Source organism: Curtobacterium sp. AC272, assembly GCF_979258155.1.
Genome location: NZ_OZ409838.1, coordinates 1776994 through 1799182 on the forward strand (window position 1 = coordinate 1776994; position 22189 = coordinate 1799182).

The following is a 22189-nucleotide window of genomic DNA, read 5'->3' on the forward strand; positions in this document are numbered from 1 at the left end:
ACCAGTGACCCTTCGACTCCACGACCTGGACCTGCGGGGCTTCGCCTCGGACAACTACGCCGGTGTCCACCCCGAGATCCTCGACGCGATCGCCGCGGCCAACGACGGCCACCAGATCGCCTACGGCGAGGACGTCTACACGGCCCGCCTCAACGAGGTGATCGGCGACCACTTCGGCTCGCAGGCGCAGGCGTTCCCGGTGTTCAACGGCACCGGAGCCAACGTCGTCGGGCTGCAGTCGATGCTGCCGCGGTGGGGCGCCGTCGTGTGCACCACGACCGCGCACATCCACACCGACGAAGCGGGTGCTCCCGAGCGCATCGGCGGGATCAAGCTGCTGCCGGTCGAGACCCCCGACGGCAAGCTCACCCCCGAGCTCATCGACAAGGAGGCCTGGGGATGGGGTGACGAGCACCGTGCCCAGCCGCTCGTGGTGTCGATCACGCAGACCACCGAGCTCGGCACCGCCTACACGGTCGACGAGATCCGGGCGATCGCGGACCACGTCCACCCGCTCGGCATGACGCTGCACATGGACGGCGCTCGCATCTCCAACGCCGCCGCGACCCTCGGACTGCCCCTGCGCGACTTCACCACCGATGCCGGCGTGGACGTGCTGAGCTTCGGCGGCACGAAGAACGGCATGCTCTACGGCGAGGCGATCGTCGTGCTCAACCCCGCGGCGTCAGAGGGGCTGCACTACCTGCGCAAGATGAACATGCAGCTGTCGTCGAAGATGCGGTTCGTCTCCGCGCAGCTCATCGCGCTGCTGTCCGACGACCTGTACCTGCGCTCCGCCGGGCACGCCAACGCCATGGCCGCCCGGCTCCGCGGCGCACTCGAGGCCCGGATCACCGACGGCAGCATCCAGGGCGTCGGGTTCAGCCAGGAGACCCAGGCGAACGGGGTGTTCGCGACGCTGCCCGCAGGGGTGGCCGAGCGGCTGCGCAAGCACTTCCGGTTCTACGACTGGGACGCCAGCCGCAACGAGGTGCGGTGGATGTGCGCCTACGACACGTCGGAGCAGGACATCGACGACTTCGTGGCGGCGTTGACGCGGGAGCTCGACGCGGCCTGATCCAACGTAGAATCCCGTGTGATCTCCGAGCACCCCGAACCCAGCGGCATCCTCCCCGAGGACCTCGACGCCACGCTCCGGGTGCTCGAGCAGATGAGCGACATCGACGAGACGCACCCCGACTTCGTGCGGGTGCGTCAGGCCACGGCGAAGATGTTCAAGGCCGTGAAGCGGGCGCACCGACTCGAGAAGCGCGCGGTCATCGCCGAGGCCGACCGCCGCGTGATCGCCGCCACCGCGACCGGAGCCGCCGACCGGATCGACGACGAGACCCGCGGGGTCCCGATCAGCACCTCGACGACGGCGTCCACCGCCGGCACCCTGCTGAAGTCACGCCCCTGCTACATGTGCAAGCAGCAGTACACGGTCGTCGACGCGTTCTACCACCAGCTGTGCCCCTCGTGCGCGGCGATGAGCCACGCGAAGCGCGATGCCCGGACCGACCTGACCGGCAAGCGGGCGCTGCTGACCGGCGGCCGCGCGAAGATCGGCATGTACATCGCGCTCCGCCTGCTGCGCGACGGCGCCCACACCACCATCACGACGCGGTTCCCCCGCGACGCCGTGCGCCGGTTCACGAGCCTCCCGGACTCCGCCGACTGGATCTCGCGCCTCAAGGTCGTCGGCATCGACCTGCGTGACCCGGCCCAGGTCATCGGACTCGCCGAGGACGTCGCCGCTGCTGGCCCGCTCGACATCCTGATCAACAACGCGACGCAGACCGTCCGCCGGTCGCCCGGCGCGTACCAGCCCCTCGTCGACGCCGAACTCGCGCCGCTGCCGGACGGCCCGCTGCCCGAGCTCGTGACCTTCGGGCACACGAACGACCAGCATCCGCAGGCGCTCGCCCGCTCGGTGACAGCGCACCCGATCCTCGCGGCCGCCGCAGCCCGGGCCGACGAACTGACCGAGCAGGCCATGGCTCCGGGGTCGAGCTCGCTCGAGCGTCTGGCCATGGGCACCGCGATCGACGCCGGTGGTCTCGTGCCCGACCTGCACGACGTGAACTCGTGGACGCAGGCCGTCGACGAGGTCGACCCGCTCGAGATGCTCGAGGTCCAGCTCGCGAACACCACCGCGCCGTTCATCCTGATCTCGAAGCTCCGCCCCGCGATGGCGGCGAGCGAGGCGCACCGCACCTACGTGGTGAACGTCAGCGCGATGGAAGGTGTGTTCGGCCGCGCCTACAAGGGGCCGGGACACCCGCACACGAACATGGCGAAGGCCGCCGTGAACATGCTCACCCGCACGAGTGCGCAGGAGATGTTCGAGACCGACCGCATCCTGATGACGAGCGTCGACACCGGGTGGATCACCGACGAGCGACCGCACCCGACGAAGGTCCGGCTGGCGGAGGAGGGCTTCCACGCGCCGCTCGACCTCGTCGACGGGGCTGCCCGCGTGTACGACCCGATCGTGCGGGGCGAGGCGGGCGAGGACGTGTTCGGCGTGTTCCTGAAGGACTACAAGCCCAGTTCCTGGTGAGCTCGGCGGCCGGAGCCGCTTCACTCCGGTCCAGCAGCGCTGCCATACTGACGACGTGACGAAGGCGCAGCCCGTCATCGGGCGTGAGCGGGAGACCTCGGCTCTCCGAGACGCGGTCGGTCACGCGGACAGCGGTGGTTCCGCGTTCGTGATCGACGGCGAAGCGGGCATCGGCAAGTCGTCACTGGTCGCCGACGTGCTCGAGCACGCGAGCCGCCGCGGACTGCGGACACTCACGACGACCGGCACCCTCGCTGAGTCGGCGGAGCCGTACTCAGCGCTCCACATGCTCCTGTACCCGTTGCGCGGCGGCATCGCGAACCTGCCGTCGCCGCAGCGACGGGCGTTGGACGTCGCGTTCGGGGTCGCCACGGGAATCCAGCCGTCGCCGCTCCTCGCCGGGCTCGCCGCGCTGACCCTGCTCTCGGACGCGGCGGCCGAACGTCCGCTCCTGATCGTCGCCGAGGACCTGCACTGGATGGATGCACCCTCCGAGTGGGCGCTCCGCATGATGGCCCGTCGCGTCGGTGAGGACCCGGTCGTCATCGTCATGACCACGCGGAACACCGATGCGGTGGAGAACCCGGGCATCCGACGCCTGCACCTCCGTCCACTCGACCAGTCCGCTGCCGACGAACTGCTCGACGGAGTGCCTGGAGCGCCGACGGGGCAGGCGCGACGCGACCTCGTGCTCCGCGCCGAGGGCAACCCCCTGGCACTGCACGAGCTCGGCCGGTCTACTGCGGCGGCCGAGCGCACGCGGAACGACCCGTCGTCGGACGGGTCGAGCAGGAGTTCGCGGATCGGTACACGGAGCTCGACCAAGGGGTCCGGTTGGCGATCCTCGCCGTGGCGCTGTCCGGCGGCACCGTCGCCGAGGAAGCCGCCCGAGTCGCCGCACGCGCAATCGGCAGGTTCCCGACGCCGACCTGGACCGAGCAGGCATCAGCGGCCTCGCTCCTCGAGTGGGTCGCACCCCGTGCAATCCGGTTCCGGCATCCGCTCGTGCAGTCGGCGGTCCTGTCGGTGGCGTCACCGCCGGAGCGCACCGCGGTCCTCCGGTCGCTCGTGCTCGAGCACCAGGACGACCCGGCGCGGACCATCTGGTGGCGCGCCGAGCTCGCCACCGGTCACGACGATCCCCTCGCGGACGAGATCGCCGCGCTCGGCGACGAACGGACCGCGATGTCCGACACCTTCGTCGCGAGCCGGGCGTACGAGCGTGCCGCCGAGCTGACGTCGGACGTGGCCCGACGCGTCGAGCGTCGCATCGTCGCGGCGGAACTCGCCGGGCTGTCCGGCAGGACCTCAGACGCGTCGCTCTTGGTGCAACGGGCTCGCGACGAGGCGCCTCCTGGGCTGCTCGCGGCGCGCGCAGCGTGGGTCGCCGAGACCCTGCCCACTGGTCGGACGGGCCTGGCAGTCGGCGACCTCGGACCGGCGCTCCACGCCGTCTCCGAGATGCAGCTGGCAGGCGGGGTCGAACACGCCACCGCCGCACTGCTCCACCTGGCCGCGATCGCCTGGGACCACACTGCCGAGGCGGACCCGGGCGACCCGATGCTCGTCGTCGTCGAAGCCCTCGCGCTTCCAGAGGACGACCCGCGGTCGATCCTGCTGGCCGCCCGGACCGAGCCGCTGGCCCGGGGCGATCGTGTGCTGGAGCTCGCGTTGGCGGCGGCGCCCGCGGCCCTGGACGAAGAGACAGCGTGGCTCCTCGGGTACGCGCTCAACCTCGTGGGCGAAATCGACACGGCTCGTGTCCTGCTCGATCGTGCCCTCGCGAGCATGCAGACGCGTGGCGAGTTGCGGACGTTCCCGCAGGCCCTCATGGGGACCTCGATGACCACGTACCTCGCCGGGGACGTCGCCCGGGCGCGCGCCCTCGCGCAGCAGGCCGCGTCGCTCGGACGGGACCTGGGCGACGCCGGGTTCTCCGCCGCGGCGCGGTGCGCGCTCGCCTGGTTCGACGCCCTCGAGGGCGAACAGCCCGACACCGAGCGGATCGCCGGCGGGACCGAGGCGGGCGCGCAGGTGCTCCGCTCGAGTGCGATGCGCGCAACGCTGCTCGGCGCGACCGGGTTGGCGCACCTGATCTCCGGCCGGGCGGCGGACGCACTCGAGCCCCTGCGACGTCTCTTCGACCCCGACGACGACGCGTTCAACCCGACCTTCGCCGTGCTGACCTCCCACGACTACGTCGATGCCGCGTTGGAGTCCGGCAACCGACCGGACGCCGAGCAGCGGTTGGCGGACCTCGAGTGGCTCCACGAGCGGTGGCACGCTCCCCTGGTGCACGGCCGTCCACTCCGCCCGGACCGCGCTCCTGTCGGACGACGACCTCGAGTCGGCGTGGGCGACCCTGCAGCACGATCGTTGGCCGGTCCCGTACGTGCAAGCGCGAGCGCTCCTCCGACTCGGTCGCCGTCTGCGTCGTGCAGGGCGGAGCACCACCGCCCGAGCAGTCCTGCACGCAGCCCTGGACCTGTTCGAGGCGATGCCCGCACCGATCTGGGCAGAGCGGACACGAGACGCCATCCGGGCCACGGGCGAGCGCCTGCCGACGACGGGGCAACGCAGCATCGACCTGCTCACCCCGCAGGAGCTCCGCGTCTGCACGCTCGCAGCCCAGGGCCTGAGTAACCGCGCCATCGGCGAACACCTCTTCGTCTCCCCCAGGACGGTGGGCGCCCACCTGTACGCGGCGTTCCAGAAGCTCGGCATCTCGACCAGGCAGCAGCTGCCGTCGGTCCTGACACCCGGGGCGACCGCGGCGGACGACTAAGTCACACGACGCCACATCTCGGTCATCGTGACCGATGTGCACCGCCGGCCCGCGGCCCTAGCGTCACGGACGGAAGCAGACGCTTCCACTACCGACGGAGGTCCGCGGCACCGGCTGCGGACCGGGACGGACCGCACCGTGACCGAATCGCCCACCATCGTGCTCATCCACGGAGCCTTCGCCGACGCCGCCAGCTGGGCGCCCGTCACGAAGCTCCTCCTCGATCAGGGGCACGAGGTCCTCGTTCCGCCCGTGTTCAACCGCAGCCTGTCCGGCGACGCGGCCTACATCAAGTCGTTCGTCGAGCAGATCGACGGACCGGTCCTGCTCGCCGGGCACTCCTACGGCGGCGCGATCCTCACCGTCGCGGGTATCGCCGAGAACGTCGTCGGGCTCGTGTTCGTCGCCGCCTACGCGCTCGAGGAAGGCGAGAGCCTCGGCGCCCTCCAGGGCGGGTTCCCCGACAGCGACCTCGCGGCGAACCTCGTCTACGCGCCCTACCCCGTCGATGGCGCCGAGCCCGGCACCGACGTCTCGGTGGCCATCGACGCCTTCCCCGCGGTCTTCGCGGGCGGCCTCGACCTCGAGAAGGCCAAGGTCCTCGCAGTGTCGCAGCGCCCGCTGTCCGCGGTTGCGTTCGGCGAACCGCATCCGTCGCGGCGTGGAAGACCAAGCCGTCCTGGGGCATCGTCTCCAGCGCCGACCACACCATCAACCCGGACGTCGAGCGTTTCGGCTACCAGCGCGCCGGGGTCCGCAAGGTGGTCGAGATCGACGGACCACACCTGGTGATGCAGACGCACCCCACCGAGGTCGCGGCCTTCATCACCGACGCCATCGCCGAACTCGGCTGACCACCCACCGACCACCACAACCGAACACCAGCCACAGGAGAACGACCATGGGTTACGTGACCACCGACGACGGTGCAGAGATCTACTTCAAGGACTGGGGCAACGCCGATGCGCAGCCGATCGTGTTCCACCACGGCTGGCCACTGTCCTCCGACGACTGGGACGCGCAGATGCTGTACTTCCTGGCCGAGGGCTTCCGTGTGATCGCGAGCGACAGACGGGGCCACGGGCGCTCCTCGCAGATCGGCACCGGCCACGACATGGACCACTACGCCAGTGACGTGTCCGCCGTCGTCGAGCACCTCGACCTGCACGACGCGATCCACATCGGACACTCCACCGGTGGTGGCCAGGTCGCCCGCTACGTCGCGAAGTACGGTCAGCCGCAGGGCCGGGTCGCCAAGGCCGTCCTCGTGTCCGCCGTGCCGCCCCTGATGGTGAAGACCGACGCGAACCCCGAGGGCACGGACATCTCGGTCTTCGACGGGTTCCGCCAGGCACTCGCCGCCAACCGCGCCGAGTTCTTCCAGGCCGTCGCCTCCGGCCCGTTCTACGGCTTCAACCGTGACGGCGTGACTCCGTCCGAGCCGGTCATCGCCAACTGGTGGCGTCAGGGCATGACGGGCAGTGCCGTCGCGCACTACGAGGGCATCAAAGCGTTCTCGGAGACGGACCAGACCGAGGACCTGCGCGCGATCACCGTGCCCGTCCTCGTCCTGCAGGGCGACGACGACCAGGTCGTGCCCTACGCGGACGCCTCGCTGAAGCAGGCCGAGCTCCTCAGCGACTCGACCTTGAAGGTCTACGAGGGCTACCCGCACGGCATGCTGACGACCCACGCGGACGTCATCAACCCCGACATCCTCGCGTTCATCCGCGGCTGACGTCGCTGACGCTGCGTTCGCAGCGACCCGGACTGGAGGCGCGGTGCGGGTGATTCGATCGACTCACCTGCACCGCGCCTCCAGTCCGATGCCCACCGTGCGTCAGCGGACCGGCCGGCGGTACGCAAGCTGATCGGGGTCGTGACGGCACTACTCCGGGCGCATCCGGATCAACACGGTCGTCCCCGGGCCCACCGAGACGCCCGGGCTGAAGGGTCTCGCTCCGGGCAACGGCGACGAGCTGCTGGAACAGATGGCCAGCAGGATGCCCCTCGGTCGTCTCCTCCGACCCGACGAGGTCGCCGCCGCAGTCCTCTTCCTCGTGTCCGACCAGAGCTCCGGGATGACCGGAAGCGAGCTCCTGGTCGACGGCGGCAGCACCATCGCCTGAACCGGGACACGGGTCGGACAGGAGGCACGGTGCAAGATGGCGCCGCGCCTCCCGTCCGTCACTCCGTCAGTCACCCTCGTGCGCAGCCAGGGTGGCGAGTACGAGCTTCGTGATCCGACGCTGCCCCTCGTCGTTGGGGTGGATGCCGTCCGTCGAGTAGATCCCCGTCCCGGAGGTGTCGGCCTCGGGGAAGGTGTCAGCCATGCTGACGTACGCGGCGCCGCCCTTCGCCGCGGCACGCTTGATCTCTGCGAGGTAGCTCGACCACGGCTCCGCCATGCCGTCCGTCATGCTCGAGGCCGGGGTGAACTCGCCGATCACGAGCAGCGAGGGCTTCGTGGGCAGCGCTGCGAGCGTGTCGAGGAACGCCACGTACTGGGCGCCGAGCTCGTCGGGTGTGAGCTTCGCCGCGTCGTTGCCACCCAGCGTGATGGTGATGAGGTCCGGAGCAGCACGACGCATCGCCGTCAGGAAGCCCTCTTGGTCATCGGTGAACGTCGCGATCGTCGAGCCCGAGTGCGCGGAGTCGTAGCGGTGGATCCCCTTGTCCCGGTCACCGTCGTAGATCGTGAACCCCAGCAGGGAGAACGGTGCGACGGCGGTGATGGTCACCGTGTGCTCCCCGCTCGACAGTCCGTCCACCGTCGTGATCGTCCCGGTACTGGCAGTCCCGGTCGTGGCGACGGTCGTCGGTGCGGCTCCGTCGACGCTGTAGGTGAAGTCGCCGGACCCGGGGTATCGCGCCCACCAGATGTCGATCCCGGTGCCCGTGAAGTCGTAGCTCCGCGAGGCGCCCGCCTGCATGCCGACCGATCGGTAGCCGAGGTCGGGGGTGGTGATGTCGAACTGGCTCTCCCCCGTGCGCGCCGTCGCCCAGTCACCCCAGGTCGAGTCCGGTGCGTACACGGCGAACTGCGCCGGCAGGTACCCGGCCCCTCCGGTGACCCCGCCCGTCGGGTGCTCCGTGCGCAGCTGGTCGAGCGTGAGGTCCATCCACCGGGTGGAGCGTGACGAGGCGCCCTGCCCCTCGGTGATCGAGTCTCCCAGGGCGACCCAGTTCGCGGGCGCCTCGGTCCGGTCGGCCACGGCGGCGTTCCAGGTCGCGAGCGGCTCGGCGACCTCCGGTGTCTTCGCGGCGGAGCACCCCGTCGCGATGATCGACACGAGTGCGACGACCAGGCCGGCGACGAGCCGGGCGCCCCGCGACGCCGACCGCGATCGGTGGTGCGCTCGTGGCCGTTCACGTTGTCTCCCTTGGGTGAGATGTGGTCCGCGACCGGGCGCCGGGTCGGCGAATGCCAACCGCGCATCCTGGTGAACTACCGTCGTCTCCGTGCCATCCTCCACCGGAACCGCGGACCCGACTGCCGGTCCAGCGACCGCGCCGCACTCCGTCAGACGGACCATCGCGGTCGGTCTGACGATCGCCGTGTCGGCAGCAGCGCTGATCGGCATCGATGCGGTCGCCGGATCAGCGGACACCGCGGCGTCGCCGGTGACGGTCACCAGGGTCACCGCGGCGTCCACCGTCACCTCGACCGGCAGCGCCGTCCGGACCACCCTGAAGGTCACGAACACCGCCTCGGTGCGGAAGCCGGCTTCCTCCGCGTGGCTGTACCTGTCCGCCGGCACCAAGAAGTACACGCTCGGCCGGATCGCGGTGAAGGGACTCGGCCCGGGTTCGAGCACGACGGTCAGCGCAGTCCGCACGTCGCCTTCCCGAGCCGCGGCCGGGAAGTACTCGGTCCTCGCCTGCGTGGGTGCGTACTCCGGGCAGCACTGCCGGACGTCCGCTTCGACCGTCACCGCCAAGCCGACGCCCCGCCCACGTCCCGAGACCGGCGTGATGCTCGACGTCGCTCGCGCCTACTACCCCGTGGCACTGATCAAGCGGTACATCGACCTGCTCGCCGGCAACGGCGGCCGCTTCCTGCACCTGCACCTCACCGATGACCAGAACGTCGGGATCGAGAGCACGGTCCTCGGCCAGACCCTCGCGAACGCGGACCTCGACCACGGCGTCTACACGAGCCGCGTGACCGGCCGTCCGTTCCTCAGCGCCGCACAGGCACGCACGATCGCCGAGTACGCGGCGAAGCGGGGCGTCGCGATCGTGCCCGAGATCGACACTCCCGGCCACATGGCTGCGGCCTTCGACCTGCTCGAGGCGCAACACGGCACGAAGTGGGTCGACCGCATCCGTTCGGGCGAGAGCGAGCTCGACCCGTCGGCGCCCGGCAGTCTCGCGCTGGCGACGAAGCTCTACGCCGAGGTGCAGCGGACCTTCCCGTCCAGCCGCACCGTGCACATCGGTGGAGACGAATGGGGCGGCGACGTCACCGCCGGCCAACGCGTCGCGTGGCTGAACGCGATGGCGGCCGCGCTCGGCAACCGCGAGGTGTGGGCCTGGAACGACGGGATCGACCGGGCCGCGGTCGGGCGACTGGACCCGCGCATCCACGTCACGTACTGGAGCTTCGACGGCGACACCGAGGACGCAGCGGAGCGTCGCGAACGCCGAGCGCGACGGGCCAGTGCGGTCGACCTGCAGCAGGCCGGGATCGACTTGCTCAACTACAACTCGTACTACCTGTACGAGGTACCGACCGAACTCGACCCGGCCGACAGCGAGTACACCGTCGCCGATCTCCGCGAGCACTGGTCGCTCCGGACGTGGGACGGCGACTCCGGAGCACGTCTCGCTGCTCCGATGTCGGGCGCGGCCGTCGCGATCTGGGGCGAGGACCTGGAGGGTCCACCTGCTGACGCCCTCCTGCGGTGGAGCGCGCCGCACGTGAAGGCGATGATCGAGACCGCAGCCTCCTGACGGACGCATGTCGCGCCTCCAGGCCGACCGCCGGACCCGCCGGACCCGCCGGACCCGCCGGACCCGCCGCCTGCCTACCCCAGCGGCTCGACGCCGTAACTGATGACCACCGCGCGCAACTCGTCCAGGTAGGTCTGCGCCTGCACGGTGAGGGGAACCGAGGCGTGCGCGATCCAGCCGATCTCGATGCGTTCGTCGACGTCGAGAGGGATGGCGACGATCTCCGGGTCGAGGTCATCGCTGATCAGACCGGTGGAGATCGTGTACCCGCCGAGGCCGATCATGAGGTTGAAGATCGTCGCCCGGTCCGACACACGGATCTCCCGCTTGCTCGACATCGTCGACAGGATCTCCTCCGCCAGGTAGAAGGAGTTGTTCGCACCCTGGTCGAACGTCAGCCGCGGCAGGTCGGCGAGGTCCTCGAGGGTCGCACGCTCCCGTGACGCGATGGGATTCCGCCGGGCGACGAAGATGTGCGGCTCGGCGACGAACAGCGGTGTGAAGACGACCCCGGCGTCCCGCAGCAGCTTGCCGAGCACCTGCTTGTTGAAGTCGTTGCGGTAGAGGATGCCCACCTCGCTCCGCAGGGTGCGGACGTCCTCGATGATGTCCCAGGTGCGTGTCTCGCGCAGCGAGAACTCGTACTCGTCCGCGGCCGCGCCCTCGACCATGCGGACGAAGGCCTCCACGGCGAACGAGTAGTGCTGTGCGGACACCCCCAACAGGCGACGCGACGGCTGCCCACCGACGTAGCGCTGTTCGAGCAGGGACACCTGCTCGACGACCTGCCGGGCGTACCCCAGGAACTCGACGCCGTCGACCGTGAGCACGACCCCCGAGCCGACCGGGTGAACAGCGGGCGTCCGATGCGCGTCTCGAGGTCCTTCATCGCCGCGGACATGGTCGGCTGCGACACGTAGAGCAGATCCGCCGCTGCGCTGATCGAACCCTCGGTCGCGACCTCGATGAAGTACCGGAGTTGCTGGAGGGTGATGTCGTTCGAGACCCGAGCCATAGGTGCAGGCTATACCGGTGCATAGCGTCTCGGTATTACCTGATGGCTCCAGATTGCCGCCATCATCGAGGAACCCTTCCCCAGCACCTCCGGGTGCTCGACGAACAGATTGCCGACCATGGCGAACGACCTCACCTTCAGCATCACCAGGACCCGCTTCGACGAGGACTACTCCCCGCCGACAGCTCCCGGCTGACCACGAACTTCGCCAACCTGGCGCGCGGCGAGCACCGGCAGCAGAACCTCCGTGCTGCGCTGGCGATGATCGACGGGCGTGCGAACGAGCTCTTGGCTGCCGGTGACCGCTACCGCCTGCAGCTCGACATCGTCTCGGCCGCACTGGCGTTCTCCGACGGAGGAGCGGACGCCGAGTTCCCGCTGCTCGAGATGCTCGACGTCACGATCGTCGACCAGCACACCGGCGAGCACCACCACGGCATCCTCGGCAACAACTTCTCGTCGTACCTGCGCGACTACGACTTCTCGGTGCTGCTGCCGTCGTCAGAGGGCCTGCCGTCCGACTTCGGTGTGCTGCACGGGGCGCTCTTCCAGCGGTTCCTTTCGTCGCCGGCATTCCGCGACGGGTTCGGTGCCGAGCCGGTCGTCTGCATCAGCGTCTCGACGAGCCAGACCTACCGCCAGACCGGGTACGACCACCCCGTCCTCGGCGCCGAGTACGAGCACGAGCACTCCTCGCTCACCGACGACTACTTCGGCCGGATGGGCATGCGGGTCCGGTACTTCCAGCCCGCCGGAGCGTCGGCCCCGCTCGCGTTCTACACGCGCGGCGACCTGACCGGCGACTACACGGACCTCCAGCTCATCGGCACGATCGCCACCATGGAGACGTTCCAGAAGATCTACCGCCCGGAGATCTACGCCGCGAACACCCCGGCCGGGAGCACCTACCACCCCACCCTCGACCACACCGACTTCACGCCCACCCCGGTCACCTACGACCGTGAGGAGCGCAGCCGCCTCGGGATCACCCAGGGTCGGTGGACCGAGGAGCACCTCGTGACGCCGCACCACGCGCTCCTCTCGCGGTTCGCGGCCGACGCCGCCATTCCTTCTCTCTGATCGTTAGGACTCGCACCCGCATGAGCACCCTCCTGCCCACCTCGATCGTCGGCAGCCTGCCGAAACCGTCCTGGCTCGCCGAGCCCGAGAAGCTCTGGTCCCCCTGGAACCTGCAGGGCGCAGCGCTCACCGAGGGCAAGCAGGACGCACTCCGCTCCGCCGTCCACGAGCAGGAGCGCCGCGGCATCGACATCGTCAGCGACGGCGAGCAGACCCGCCAGCACTTCGTCACGACGTTCATCGAGCACCTGGACGGCGTCGACCTCGAGCGCAAGGAGACCGTCCGGATCCGTGACCGGTACGACGCGGCCGTCCCGACCGTCGTCGGTGCCGTCAGCCGACGCGCACCCGTGTTCGTGGACGACGCCCGCTTCCTCCGCGCCCAGACCGACCGTCCGATCAAGTGGGCGCTCCCCGGCCCGATGACCATGATCGACACACTCTCCGACCAGCACTACAAGAGCCGCGAGAAGCTGGCGTGGGAGTTCGCCACGATCCTCAACCAGGAAGCGCGCGAGCTCGAAGCCGCCGGTGTCGACATCATCCAGTTCGACGAGCCCGCCTTCACCGTCTTCCACGACGAGGTGCAGGACTGGGGCGTCGCCGCGCTCGAACGCGCCACGGAGGGCCTCCGCGCCGAGACCGCCGTGCACATCTGTTACGGCTACGGCATCGAGGCCAACAACAAGTGGAAAGAGACGCTCGGAGCCGAGTGGCGGCAGTACGAACAGTCGTTCCCGCTCCTGCAGCAGTCGTCCATCGACATCGTCTCGCTGGAGTGCATCCACTCGCACGTGCCGCTCGAGCTCGTCGAGCTGATCCGTGGGAAGAAGGTCATGCTCGGGGCGATCGACGTCGCGACCGAGACCGTCGAAACCCCGGAGGAGGTCGCGGAGGTGCTGCGGCGGGCGCTCGAGTTCGTCGACGCGGACAAGCTCATCGCGAGCTCGAACTGCGGGATGGCTCCGCTGGCGCGGGGTGCCGCGCTGGACAAGCTCGGTGCGCTGTCCGCTGGGGCGGACATCGTGCGGGCCGAGCTCGTCGACTCGGCGGTGCCGGCTGCGCGCTGACCACTGCGAGACACCGCGGCGGCTTTCTTCCGGATGGAGGAGAGCCGCCGTTCGTGTTGCGTCCGCCGCGTGCGCGGCTCTCGATCCGGCCTGGAGGCGCGGCTTCCGTGCGGCAGGTCAGACTCGTTGGTAATAATCTTGCCCTTCAATACCCCTTCCCCGAGCCCGGCAATTGCCCAAGCGCTTCGGACCAAGAGCTGCCGAGATTGGGTACGAATGAGCCACCACTCTCTGCGTACGATCGATTCGCTCACTTCACAGACGTAAAGACGAAAAGCAAGGCGTTTACTTAAGCTCTCGGTTGATCCGAACCAATCACTGGCCGCTCCGCCCTCAACTCGCGCTAGTCCACGCGGCACGCCGACGCACGAGATAACTCGCGTACAACGGATAGGCTCCACAAATAAGCAACGCCCCCATGGCAATCATGAGGAACCCCGACACGAGATCACCCGTGTCAAACCTAGTCCAGCTGAGGACCGCAAATAGGCCTGAGAGTGCGAGCGGCGCGACGACGATCCACATAAATTTGTCGAATAAATTCATCCTCCCGTCGCGCTCACTGCCTGGCGAATATGGAATCTTGCCATTCAGCACCTCAGGGAGATCCTGGACGCGTGTGCGAACTGTGATTTCGGGGCGCTTACTAGTGAGAATTTGGCAAATGAGAAGGTCACCCGCATTGAAGAGGAACCGGTCGAAGGTAACCAAACTTCCCGAGATAGACGCCCGCGCTCGAACACTGCGAGGTCGAAACCCAATGAGGGATGTTTTCCAAACATTGACACCGGCGCCCATCTCAACCTCAAGAGGCTCGACCCATTCGGAGGGATTTATGGCCGTCACGCCAGAATTCAATATCCGAACTTCAGTCGCCCATGCATGTGCAGACTTTCGTCCCGCAACGGTGACCGCAACGTCCGGATCGTCAAACTGCGGAAATCTTTGACAAGATGACACAACATATTCCACACGTCTGGGCCGATTCAACCGCCGACGCGCCACAGCCGTCTGCCAAAGTGCGAGACCAGTCAGGATCACCGTCACCCAGTTGGCCGGATCAGTAGCGAATTGCATAAGTCACATCTTACGGAGCTTTGAGCCCAAATTGAACCGCGCGCGGGCTACCTTGCCCTGCGCTCCGGTTTGCTAGGCCCGAAGTTCTTGATCAGTATTACCAACGAGCGGTGACCACGAGCCTTTGGGGCAACCCTGCTAATCCAGCGCGGGCAGAAGGCCGGACGAGTCGAGACGCTCCGCGTTCGCACGCGCCAACACACGTCCGACCGATGTGACCGAAAAGCCGCTAGGAAGTTGGTCCCACCAGCTGCCGAGCTGTGCGAGAAAGCTATCGCTCTTCAGAGCATCCGACATAACCTCTACACAGGACGGGTCCGGGGAGGAGAACGAGTAGTCCCGGTTCGCGGCCCCAAGCAGCTCGGCGCCATCCCGCCCGACCTGCTTAGCTAGATACGAGAGACCAGAGGAAGAGGCGACAGCTACGCGCTTGAATCCAGGCTTCAATTCGTGGTCTTTCACCAAGTCAAGCCAGGGCAGCGGCGGATCGATTTCCGAAGCGAGCGATGGGGCATTTCCTGCTTCAACACCGGTCGACACGAACCCCGTAAAATTGTACTCCGCCATGAACTCATCAAACTTCTTCGTTCCGCCAAGCGGGTTGACCCGAACAGCATCAAGGATATCGAGATGCTCAAGCCACTCGGCCCCCAAGGGAAGCTCGCCATCAATCAGCGATGAGAAAAGCTGCGATAGGAGACTCACAGCTTGTCCAACTGAGGGAGACTCCCGTACCGTATATTGCTGAAGCGCTTGGACAATCGTCAGGCCTCGAAGCGCGCCTGCGTCGATCTGGTCAACAATCTCGATTGACCGTTCCACGCCTGCACGGACAGCTCGCACTTCCCCCGCTGGGCCCTGTCCTTCAATAGTTCAGCGAGCAGTTCGTAGTCCGAGGTACGCTCGGAGCTCGAGGCCCCAATTTGGGCTTTACGATACGCTTTCTGGAAGGCAGGATCATTCATTGCGTCGAGCATTTTTGCCTGCTCGAGGATTTCCAAAGCGCGATCATCGAACTGGTCAATTCGCCGGTTGGCAGTCTCGAGCGCCTCAGCTGTGTACTCCCTAACTGCGGCGGCGGCAGATTCCCGAGCAATCTCACGCGCCCGATCTTCACTGACACCGAGCACAATATCGCGACCAGCCTGCACTTGAATCGCGTCGCTGCCAGCATGTTGCGCCGACTTGTCAGCTCTTCCGAACATCCCGGCCAGCTTGGATCTGCTCGCTGCCGTCTCCAGCTCGCTGAGTCTGTTTGACAGACCGCATTGCGATCTTCCATCCGGCCGCTCCGCCTCCAACAGAACCAATCACTAAGCCAACGAGCTGACCCGCCCTGACGTGGGTTGGCCACACTTGGACAGCCACTCCCGCATTAGGGCGGGGGCCGGCCTTCGCGCTTCATCCATCTGGCGGCATCGATAAGTGGCCATATGTTAGCCGGTCGGCAGGGCGGCAGTTTCGAGGACCGGCGGTTCGATCATGGGACGGGAAACGTCTCCCAGAAGGCCCCACGACTCGCGCATCCGGACCTGGGCGTGCCGGCGGGGAGCGCCGTGGCCGCTTTGGCGCCGCGCCATTGGCCCCTTTTCAAACGCGCGCTCTGACGACCCGGTGTGCCGATGATCCTCGCTCACAGCAGGGCGAGGGATGTACACCAGAGCTCATCAGGGATCGCTCGTGCTTGGGCCCCTACCGGGCGTGCGGCGTGCGGTTACAAGCGGAGTTAGTTGGACGCGCAGTCGATTCCGAGCACTCCAAGAGGTGCCGAAGGATCCACTGCAGTCGCGTGGAGGACGCGGTGTGAGTGCGGCGATCGGCAACGACTAGCAGGCGTTCGTTCGGTGTATTCAGGTCGACAGCGGCGAGTGGCTGTCGATCTTGGGGCGTCGGCACCAGCTCGAATCGAGGAGGGGATAGCGCTTCGACGACGATCGGCACGCGGGAGTGGCGCCCAGTGCGTTGGGATGATTGTTCCTGTGGGGCGTCAACTCCTGCGTATCTCAGGAGTGTGCCAGGGGTGTGACGATCGAGGTGCCGCGCGTTGACACCGCGTCCCTCGCCGAACTGGACGGCCCGGTTGGCGCGATCGACGTGTGGAGGGTGACTGAATTGAGAGACGGCGACGCTTCCCTGACCGCAAAACTCCCGTCGGAGTGCCATCGAGCGGGTCCAGTTTCTCGACGTTTCGACCGGTGGCCGTTCGGGGCACTGCTAAGTGCCGTCCGGGTGCGACGGCGCGAGTGCCAGTGCCAGTGCCAGTGCCAGTGCCAGTGCCAGTGCCAAACGATCGTTAGTTCATGGGCTCGGCGACGCGTTGTGCAACGGCGTGGTTCGTGGAACGGGACCGGCGCCGAACCCTCTGCGCTGTCGTTGCCATAGGTCGCTTGTCCGTTCCGCCAGGTCGCTGCCGGGGACATCGGCTCGTGGCGAGGGGTGTTGGTGCCCCCGTCGTTGCAACTGTTGAACACAGCTTCGTTCTCGTCGCCGGCAGCCGGCGCCAAGGACAGGACCGGTTCGCTTCCATCCGCAAGCACTCATACGCCGATGTCGTGCAGCGTCCCTCACGGGCTGGCAAGGTCAGCCTGTTCCTCGGGGAGGACCGTTCCTAGCGGTGTTCCTGAGTTGGCGCGGTTTGAGAGTCAGCCGTCGCCTCTGCTTTCTCGGCGCGCCGTCGGGCGACGTCCTCGTGCAGCAGATTTCGGATGTGCCCGGGCGCACGCTCCTCGCGGGCGAGAACCTCGCGTAGCGCATCGGTGTACTTCGCGAACTCCGGCTCGGCGCGCTGGAGCATTCGGGCTGCGCGCTTCTGGGATGACGTGGACATGTAGGGCCTTCCTTCGTATCAGTCCTTGGGGGTTCTCGGCGGTTCAAAATCCGGTCGGTTTTGAACACGCCGGGCATCCCCGTATTGCGAGACGGTTTGGAACGGACTGCTTGGACCTGTGTCCATTGCTGCACCGCCACCAGTGCGATCTGTTCCCTGGAAGACATACCCGGGGATCGAAATCCGTGTTAGAGGTCCAGTCCCACTCGCTGGCGAGCACGGGATACAACGTCACGAGGTCGTTGAAGCCGGGCAGCACTGCTTTCCGGCCGCAGTAGCGGCAGCCCACGCCCCGTGTTCGATTGCACACGGCGCTTTGATAGGAGTGCCCCAGTGCACACCGCCACCACAGTTTCTGACCAGACCCTGCGGTCACGGCGTCAGCGCGGATGGTGTTCTTCACTGGGTCCCACTGAGCGGCCACTTCCGGGTGCGTGACGGCGAGTGAGTTGAACCGCGCATCGACTCGGCTGTTCGCACACACAGGGCATCCGTTCCGTCGCCGAGAGTGGATGACGGCCCGCCACTCATGGCCCCGTCGGCACTTCCACCACACCTTCTTCGAGCTGGCAACGGGTACAGATCTTGGGGCCAGCCCCCGTTTCGTGTCGGATGCCACTCGAGGGCGGCGGATGGATTTAGAGTCGCCAGGTCGGTTAGGCCCGGCACCACACGAATACCGCGGCAGACCGGGCACCCTCCGCGTCGTCGCGTTTCCATGAAGACGGGATTGTCGAACCGATGCCCTTCGCTGCAGATCCACCAAACGACGGTTCTTGAGGTCACGGTGACGTCGGCCGGGGTCAGCGGAGCGTTCCTTTCCGTGTCCCAATGCACCGTCAGACGGTAGCTGTGGTCGGCCAGTGAATTGTAACCAGCCAGCACCTTTCTGCCACTACAGATCGCGCAGGGCACCCAGCTGCCTGCGTGTCGGCTGTAGCTGGAGTTGGCGGAGCGTCTTGAAGCGTGCCCGTTTGGGCAGACGGAGATGATCTTGACCTCCTGCCCTCGGCCGAGCAACCACCGCACACCCCCATCACTTCGATCAACTGTGTGCTTCTGGTTGAAGTCCTGCCAACGCGCAGCGCGGCTTGTTCGCGACGGTGTGTAATACCAGGCGAACGGTTGAACGGGTCGCATCAGTTCGGTGTGCCCAGTCAGCGGTCGAAGCCCGTGCAGTGGTGCGTCGGTGTCGGTGTCGGTGAGATCTTTACGACGTGTCAACGCCATGACCCGCAGCATCGCCCAGATGCCATCAACGATTGGAGTGACCTGAACGTTGTCAGCGGCGTGCTCGACGAGGTCTTCGAGTCGCTCGTATCGGCGCTGGAAGGTGGTTACTGGGTCCGTGAGCTCCGCCAGGGTCAGCGGCGCGGACACCCGGTTCCACAGTTTGGCCGCCAGGACGAACCGCTCTTCGGCGGTTGAGGATCGTCCGCAAAGGTCTCTCCAGTCCCCGATCAGCTGGTCGAGCTCTGCAAGGATCGGCGCGGTTGCGCGTCCCTGTGCCAGCATGCGCTGCCACTTCCGGTCGGCGAGGAGCACCGCATAGCCGACGCGCCGCTGCTCGGCTGGGAGGGTCCCCGGAGCCACCCATATGCGGTGTCGGCGACACACGAAGGGGCCGGCATGTGGGTCTTGCGGGATCGCGGCGCCGCCAGCGCATCGGCGGCAGACCCAGCGCGCTGAGAGCCCGCCGGCGCAAGCCGCGCAGTGGGTGATGTGCTCATTGAGCGTGCTGCTCAATTCGGGCTGCAGCTGTCCCGCGAGCGCGTCTCCTAGCCGCTCCCCGGCTCGAGTCGCTTCCGGAGGTCCCTGACGTAGAGCGGCTGCAGGGTCGGGTCGATGTGGTGGTGGGTGAGAAGCCGACCCACGTAGCTGTCGTCGCGCTCGTTCCGGTGCCGGCGGAGCCGTTGGGGCAGCGGGCGCACGGCGTCGACGGCGGTCATGCTGCGGGCCGACTTCGCCGCTCGTGGAACAGGTCGACACCAAGGTCGGTGCGTGCTTGATCCAGGTCGTTTCGGCGGATGCGCTCTGTCATCCCTTCTGCGCCGATGCGCAGGGCTTTGGAGTGCTGTTCGATAGCACCGATTGCACTGTCTACGAGCATGTTCCGAAGCGTGCCGATGCTGCCGCTGGTGCGGCCGAACAAGTAGTCACTTTCCTTGCCGAGGGCACCCGGGGTGTGGTCGAGGAGACCCATGTGCTCCTCGAACGCGCGGATGATGCCGTGCCACTCTGCTTGCTCGTCCTCGGTTGCGAGGGTCATCGTCGACAGGGGTTCGCGGACGGTACGGCGTGCGAGCTGCTTACCGTGCGGGCCCGCCATCAGCGCGCTGCTCTTCACGTCGACACCGGCGTAAACAAAGGTTGCCTGGACCTTGTTTGTCAGCGATTTCAGTGTGTTGGTCGCTTCGATCGAACCCTGGTTGAGGTAGGCAAGGTGCTGCACCTCGTCGACGAGGACGCGCCGGATGCCGAGCGCGTTGAGGTTTCCGGTGACGAGCTGCATGAGCTGACCGATCGTGGCTCGCCGTGGCGGCTCGATCACCATGCGGGAGCAGAACTCTTCGAGGAGCGCCTTCGCACTTGTCCTGGGTGGTACTTCCACACCGATGACCAGGGGCTTGTCCGTACGCTCCACCTGCTGAGCCATGTGGGCACCGGCTGCGACGAGGGTTGTCGTTTTTCCTGCTCCGCTGGGACCGTCGATGAGGACTGCGTAGCGGCCGTAGGATCGGTGTGTGTTGCGTTTCTGCACCGTGTTCACGGTGCTGATGGCTCCGTTGAGTTCCGGGGTTGCGACGATGAAATCGGACTCGATGTACCGCAGTCTGGCGTCGTTGTAGCGCAGGCGGTCCGCGAGGTCGAGTCGCTCGAACATGCCGCGCCTAAGCAGACGTGGCTGCTGAGGGAGGTCGAACAGGAACTCGTGCAGTTCGAACATGTTGAGTTGGCTGAAGATGCCTTCCATCAGAAGTCTCCCTTGGGGTCGAACGCGCGCATGGGCACGTAGTTGTCGCCGTCGTCCGGGTTGGTGGTCGGTTTCGGAGCAGGGGTGACCTTCTTCCGGCGCAGCGCCGGCGCGCCGTTGCTGGTCCGGACCTCGAGCGCACGCTTCTTTCGCCGCTGCAGCTTCTTCGAGTGGTTCGCGTTCGTGGTGAGGTTGCGGATTGCTTCGGCGACCATGTCCGACGCGGAGTCGTTGTTCAGCGCTGGGACAGCCTTGTGGACCTGCTGAATCTGCTTGCGGATGAACTCCTGGTGGGGTTCGCCAAGCCAGCGCTGGTTCATCCAGTCGCATTCGATCCAGGTCAGCGTTTCTGGGTCTCGCACCCAGACTGCAGACGGGTCGTAGGGGTCGTACCGCACGGCCCACTTGTTCTTGTGGCGCAGATCGCCCGATGCGCGGCCGCGGAGGCTGATCAGTTGTGGGGAGTCGTATCGGCGGGTCGCGATGGTGATGCCGTCCGCCTTGATCGCGCGGAACTGTACCGGCATCAGGTCGATGTAGTCGTCGTGGGTGATTGGCAGCCGGACAGGCGCGGAGGTGGGGTAGGACGCGAGGTACATCTTGTTCGGCGTCATCGCCCGGCTGCGGTCCTGCGGGTCGCGCAGCCCGCCGTGGATGCGGTTCTGCCAGACCACGACGATGAACTCCTGCCAGAGCGCGTCCAGCTGGTCGATTGTCAGCAGAGTTTCGGGGTCCGGTGCCTTCCGCCCTCGGTGCGTGGTATCGCGGCCGATGTAGCCGGGCACGCGCTCAGCGAAGATGATCGCGACGATCGCGAAGAAGTTCTCCACGATGGCTTTCCAGGTCGGGGATCCGGGTGGGGCGATGGAGACGTCGACGGCGAATCGTTCGCAGGCGGACATGAACACCTTGGACCGCCAGTCCGCCCCGTTGTCCATGATGAGTCGCTGCGGGTAGATGAACGGCACACGGTCGTCGTACTCTTCCCGTTCCTCTGGGCTGAGGCCTTCCGCCCACGGCATCGTTGGCAGATCGGCGTGCTTGAAGTGCTGCTCCGGGCGCCGCGCCTTCCTTGGGCTGAGCGCGCGCGCAAGCAGCAGCGCGAGGTCGACACCCTTGTTGGTTTCGTAAACGCCGCTCGCGACAACGGACCGGGTGCGCTTGTCGATCATCGCGACAAGGGTTGCCCGGTACACGTTGTTGTGCTCGTCGCGGACGAGGATGTCGAACTTCGACGAGTCGACCTGCACCTCGTGGCCGGGCATGATCGCTGGACGGCTGTTGAACACCCAAGTACCGCGCTTGCTGACACTGTTCCGTAGCGTTGCGGTGCCGTCCAGATGCGTGCCGGCCGCGACGATGCCGATCCATTTGCGGAGCGTCTTCGGTGTCGGCATGCTCATTTCAACGTCAGGGTGGAGCTCCTTCAGCCAGTGCAGCACACGAGCGCGGTGCGGCCGGTTCGTTCGCGTGGTTTCGTCGGCTTCTTCACGAATCACCTCGTGAATTGCGTCGATGAACTCGTTGGGGATCGCCGCGAACGGGTTTCGGACGTGGATGGAGCGCTTGTCGAGCAGACCCGCGAGTGAGCGCACTCCGGGAGCGGGTGCGTAGGCGCTGCGCTTCCGGCGAAGGCTTCGGGCGCTGATGGGCAACCCCATCAGGGTCAGTTCCTCGCTCTTGCACTTCTCACGGTCGCCGAGCGGCAGGTTCGGACGGTACGTGGGGTTGAAGACGCCGGGGCGGCGGGGGTGGATACCAGTGAGCATCTCCTCGATGTGGTCCGCGAGAACCTGAAGCTCTTTCTCCTGGGCCTTGGGGATGAGGTCGAGTTCCCCGGCG

The 22189-nt window shown here is 67.0% G+C and carries 16 protein-coding genes and 5 pseudogenes; 11 read left to right on the forward strand and 10 right to left on the reverse strand.

Annotated elements, in window-relative coordinates; translation table 11 throughout:
- Positions 1–4: 4 nt before the first annotated feature.
- The 8 genes and pseudogenes from ACZZ0J_RS09130 to ACZZ0J_RS09165 all read left to right on the forward strand — a co-directional run bounded on the left by ACZZ0J_RS09130 (position 5) and on the right by ACZZ0J_RS09165 (position 7477).
- Entirely contained in the window at positions 5–1078 is a 1074-nt protein-coding gene (locus ACZZ0J_RS09130) for a threonine aldolase family protein (protein WP_463436341.1), read from the forward strand.
- Between the two features lie 18 nt (positions 1079–1096).
- On the forward strand, positions 1097–2563 hold the full coding sequence (locus ACZZ0J_RS09135; RefSeq protein ID WP_463436343.1) for an SDR family NAD(P)-dependent oxidoreductase: 1467 nt from the start codon (positions 1097–1099) through the stop codon (positions 2561–2563).
- Positions 2564–2618: 55 nt separating this feature from the next.
- Positions 2619–3053, forward strand: a pseudogene (locus ACZZ0J_RS09140) (ATP-binding protein); the annotation flags it as partial.
- Between the two features lie 344 nt (positions 3054–3397).
- On the forward strand, positions 3398–5206 hold the full coding sequence (locus ACZZ0J_RS09145; protein WP_463438246.1) for an ATP-binding protein: 1809 nt from the start codon (positions 3398–3400) through the stop codon (positions 5204–5206).
- Positions 5199–5246 (forward strand): annotated as a pseudogene (locus ACZZ0J_RS09150) (hypothetical protein); the annotation flags it as partial. The gene ACZZ0J_RS09145 and the pseudogene ACZZ0J_RS09150, both read left to right, overlap by 8 nt.
- Positions 5247–5486: 240 nt before the next feature.
- Positions 5487–6140: an esterase/lipase family protein gene (locus ACZZ0J_RS09155; protein WP_463436345.1), complete on the forward strand. Its 654-nt coding sequence runs from the start codon at positions 5487–5489 to the stop codon at positions 6138–6140.
- 109 nt (positions 6141–6249) lie between these two features.
- Positions 6250–7086 carry an alpha/beta fold hydrolase gene (locus tag ACZZ0J_RS09160; RefSeq protein WP_123341214.1) on the forward strand — a complete coding sequence of 279 codons (837 nt, stop codon included), beginning with the start codon at positions 6250–6252 and terminating at the stop codon, positions 7084–7086.
- A gap of 169 nt (positions 7087–7255) precedes the next feature.
- Complete coding sequence (locus ACZZ0J_RS09165; RefSeq protein ID WP_463438162.1) at positions 7256–7477, forward strand: SDR family oxidoreductase; 222 nt, start codon at positions 7256–7258, stop codon at positions 7475–7477.
- A gap of 66 nt (positions 7478–7543) precedes the next feature.
- Here ACZZ0J_RS09165 and ACZZ0J_RS09170 read toward each other — a convergent pair whose 3' ends face one another.
- On the reverse strand, positions 7544–8641 hold the full coding sequence (locus ACZZ0J_RS09170; RefSeq protein ID WP_463436348.1) for a GDSL-type esterase/lipase family protein: 1098 nt from the start codon (positions 8639–8641) through the stop codon (positions 7544–7546).
- A 169-nt stretch (positions 8642–8810) separates the two neighbouring features.
- Here ACZZ0J_RS09170 and ACZZ0J_RS09175 point away from each other — a divergent pair, with 169 nt between their 5' ends.
- Positions 8811–10304, forward strand: coding sequence for a family 20 glycosylhydrolase (locus ACZZ0J_RS09175; RefSeq protein WP_463436350.1), 1494 nt, complete (start codon positions 8811–8813; stop codon positions 10302–10304).
- A gap of 74 nt (positions 10305–10378) precedes the next feature.
- Here the strand turns inward: ACZZ0J_RS09175 and ACZZ0J_RS09180 are convergent.
- Positions 10379–11319, reverse strand: a pseudogene (locus ACZZ0J_RS09180) (LysR family transcriptional regulator).
- Positions 11320–11437: 118 nt separating this feature from the next.
- Between ACZZ0J_RS09180 and ACZZ0J_RS09185 the strand changes: the two are divergent.
- Together ACZZ0J_RS09185 and ACZZ0J_RS09190 are read left to right on the forward strand one after the other, a co-directional pair.
- Positions 11438–12399 (forward strand): annotated as a pseudogene (locus ACZZ0J_RS09185) (putative oxygenase MesX).
- 20 nt (positions 12400–12419) lie between these two features.
- Positions 12420–13469: a methionine synthase gene (locus ACZZ0J_RS09190; protein ID WP_463436352.1), complete on the forward strand. Its 1050-nt coding sequence runs from the start codon at positions 12420–12422 to the stop codon at positions 13467–13469.
- A 1215-nt stretch (positions 13470–14684) separates the two neighbouring features.
- Here the strand turns inward: ACZZ0J_RS09190 and ACZZ0J_RS09195 are convergent.
- The 8 genes and pseudogenes from ACZZ0J_RS09195 to ACZZ0J_RS09230 form a co-directional block, all read right to left on the reverse strand.
- A complete protein-coding gene (locus ACZZ0J_RS09195; RefSeq protein WP_463436354.1) occupies positions 14685–15368 on the reverse strand; it encodes a hypothetical protein in 684 nt (227 codons plus the stop codon).
- The gene (locus ACZZ0J_RS09200; protein WP_463436356.1) at positions 15311–15751 is read right to left on the reverse strand and encodes a hypothetical protein; all 441 of its coding nucleotides are present in this window, start codon (positions 15749–15751) and stop codon (positions 15311–15313) included. The genes ACZZ0J_RS09195 and ACZZ0J_RS09200 overlap by 58 nt, the downstream gene beginning before the upstream one ends.
- Positions 15752–17154: 1403 nt before the next feature.
- Positions 17155–17373 carry a hypothetical protein gene (locus tag ACZZ0J_RS09205; RefSeq protein WP_463436358.1) on the reverse strand — a complete coding sequence of 73 codons (219 nt, stop codon included), beginning with the start codon at positions 17371–17373 and terminating at the stop codon, positions 17155–17157.
- 43 nt (positions 17374–17416) lie between these two features.
- Positions 17417–18136, reverse strand: coding sequence for a zinc-ribbon domain-containing protein (locus ACZZ0J_RS09210; RefSeq protein ID WP_463438163.1), 720 nt, complete (start codon positions 18134–18136; stop codon positions 17417–17419).
- Positions 18064–18888, reverse strand: a pseudogene (locus ACZZ0J_RS09215) (zinc-ribbon domain-containing protein); the annotation flags it as partial. The pseudogene ACZZ0J_RS09215 and the gene ACZZ0J_RS09210, both read right to left, overlap by 73 nt.
- Before the next feature lie 263 nt (positions 18889–19151).
- A complete protein-coding gene (locus tag ACZZ0J_RS09220; protein ID WP_463436360.1) occupies positions 19152–19322 on the reverse strand; it encodes a hypothetical protein in 171 nt (56 codons plus the stop codon).
- Complete coding sequence (locus ACZZ0J_RS09225) at positions 19319–20347, reverse strand: AAA family ATPase (protein ID WP_463436362.1); 1029 nt, start codon at positions 20345–20347, stop codon at positions 19319–19321. The genes ACZZ0J_RS09220 and ACZZ0J_RS09225 overlap by 4 nt, the downstream gene beginning before the upstream one ends.
- Positions 20347–22116, reverse strand: a complete 1770-nt coding sequence (locus ACZZ0J_RS09230) for a Mu transposase C-terminal domain-containing protein (protein ID WP_463436364.1) — start codon at positions 22114–22116, stop codon at positions 20347–20349. Before ACZZ0J_RS09230 ends, ACZZ0J_RS09225 begins: the two co-directional genes overlap by 1 nt.
- Between the last annotated feature and the right edge of the window lie 73 nt (positions 22117–22189).

Bases quoted from the DNA above. Each gene is read 5' to 3' on its own strand.
- ACZZ0J_RS09160 (WP_123341214.1), top strand. From the start codon at position 6,250: ATGGGTTACGTGACCACCGACGACGGTGCAGAGATCTACTTCAAGGAC.
- ACZZ0J_RS09190 (WP_463436352.1), top strand. From the start codon at position 12,420: ATGAGCACCCTCCTGCCCACCTCGATCGTCGGCAGCCTGCCGAAACCG.
- ACZZ0J_RS09200 (WP_463436356.1), bottom strand. From the start codon at position 15,751: ATGTTCGGAAGAGCTGACAAGTCGGCGCAACATGCTGGCAGCGACGCG.
- ACZZ0J_RS09205 (WP_463436358.1), bottom strand. From the start codon at position 17,373: ATGTCCACGTCATCCCAGAAGCGCGCAGCCCGAATGCTCCAGCGCGCC.
- ACZZ0J_RS09220 (WP_463436360.1), bottom strand. From the start codon at position 19,322: ATGACCGCCGTCGACGCCGTGCGCCCGCTGCCCCAACGGCTCCGCCGG.
- ACZZ0J_RS09225 (WP_463436362.1), bottom strand. From the start codon at position 20,347: ATGGAAGGCATCTTCAGCCAACTCAACATGTTCGAACTGCACGAGTTC.
- ACZZ0J_RS09230 (WP_463436364.1), bottom strand. From the start codon at position 22,116: ATGCTCACTGGTATCCACCCCCGCCGCCCCGGCGTCTTCAACCCCACG.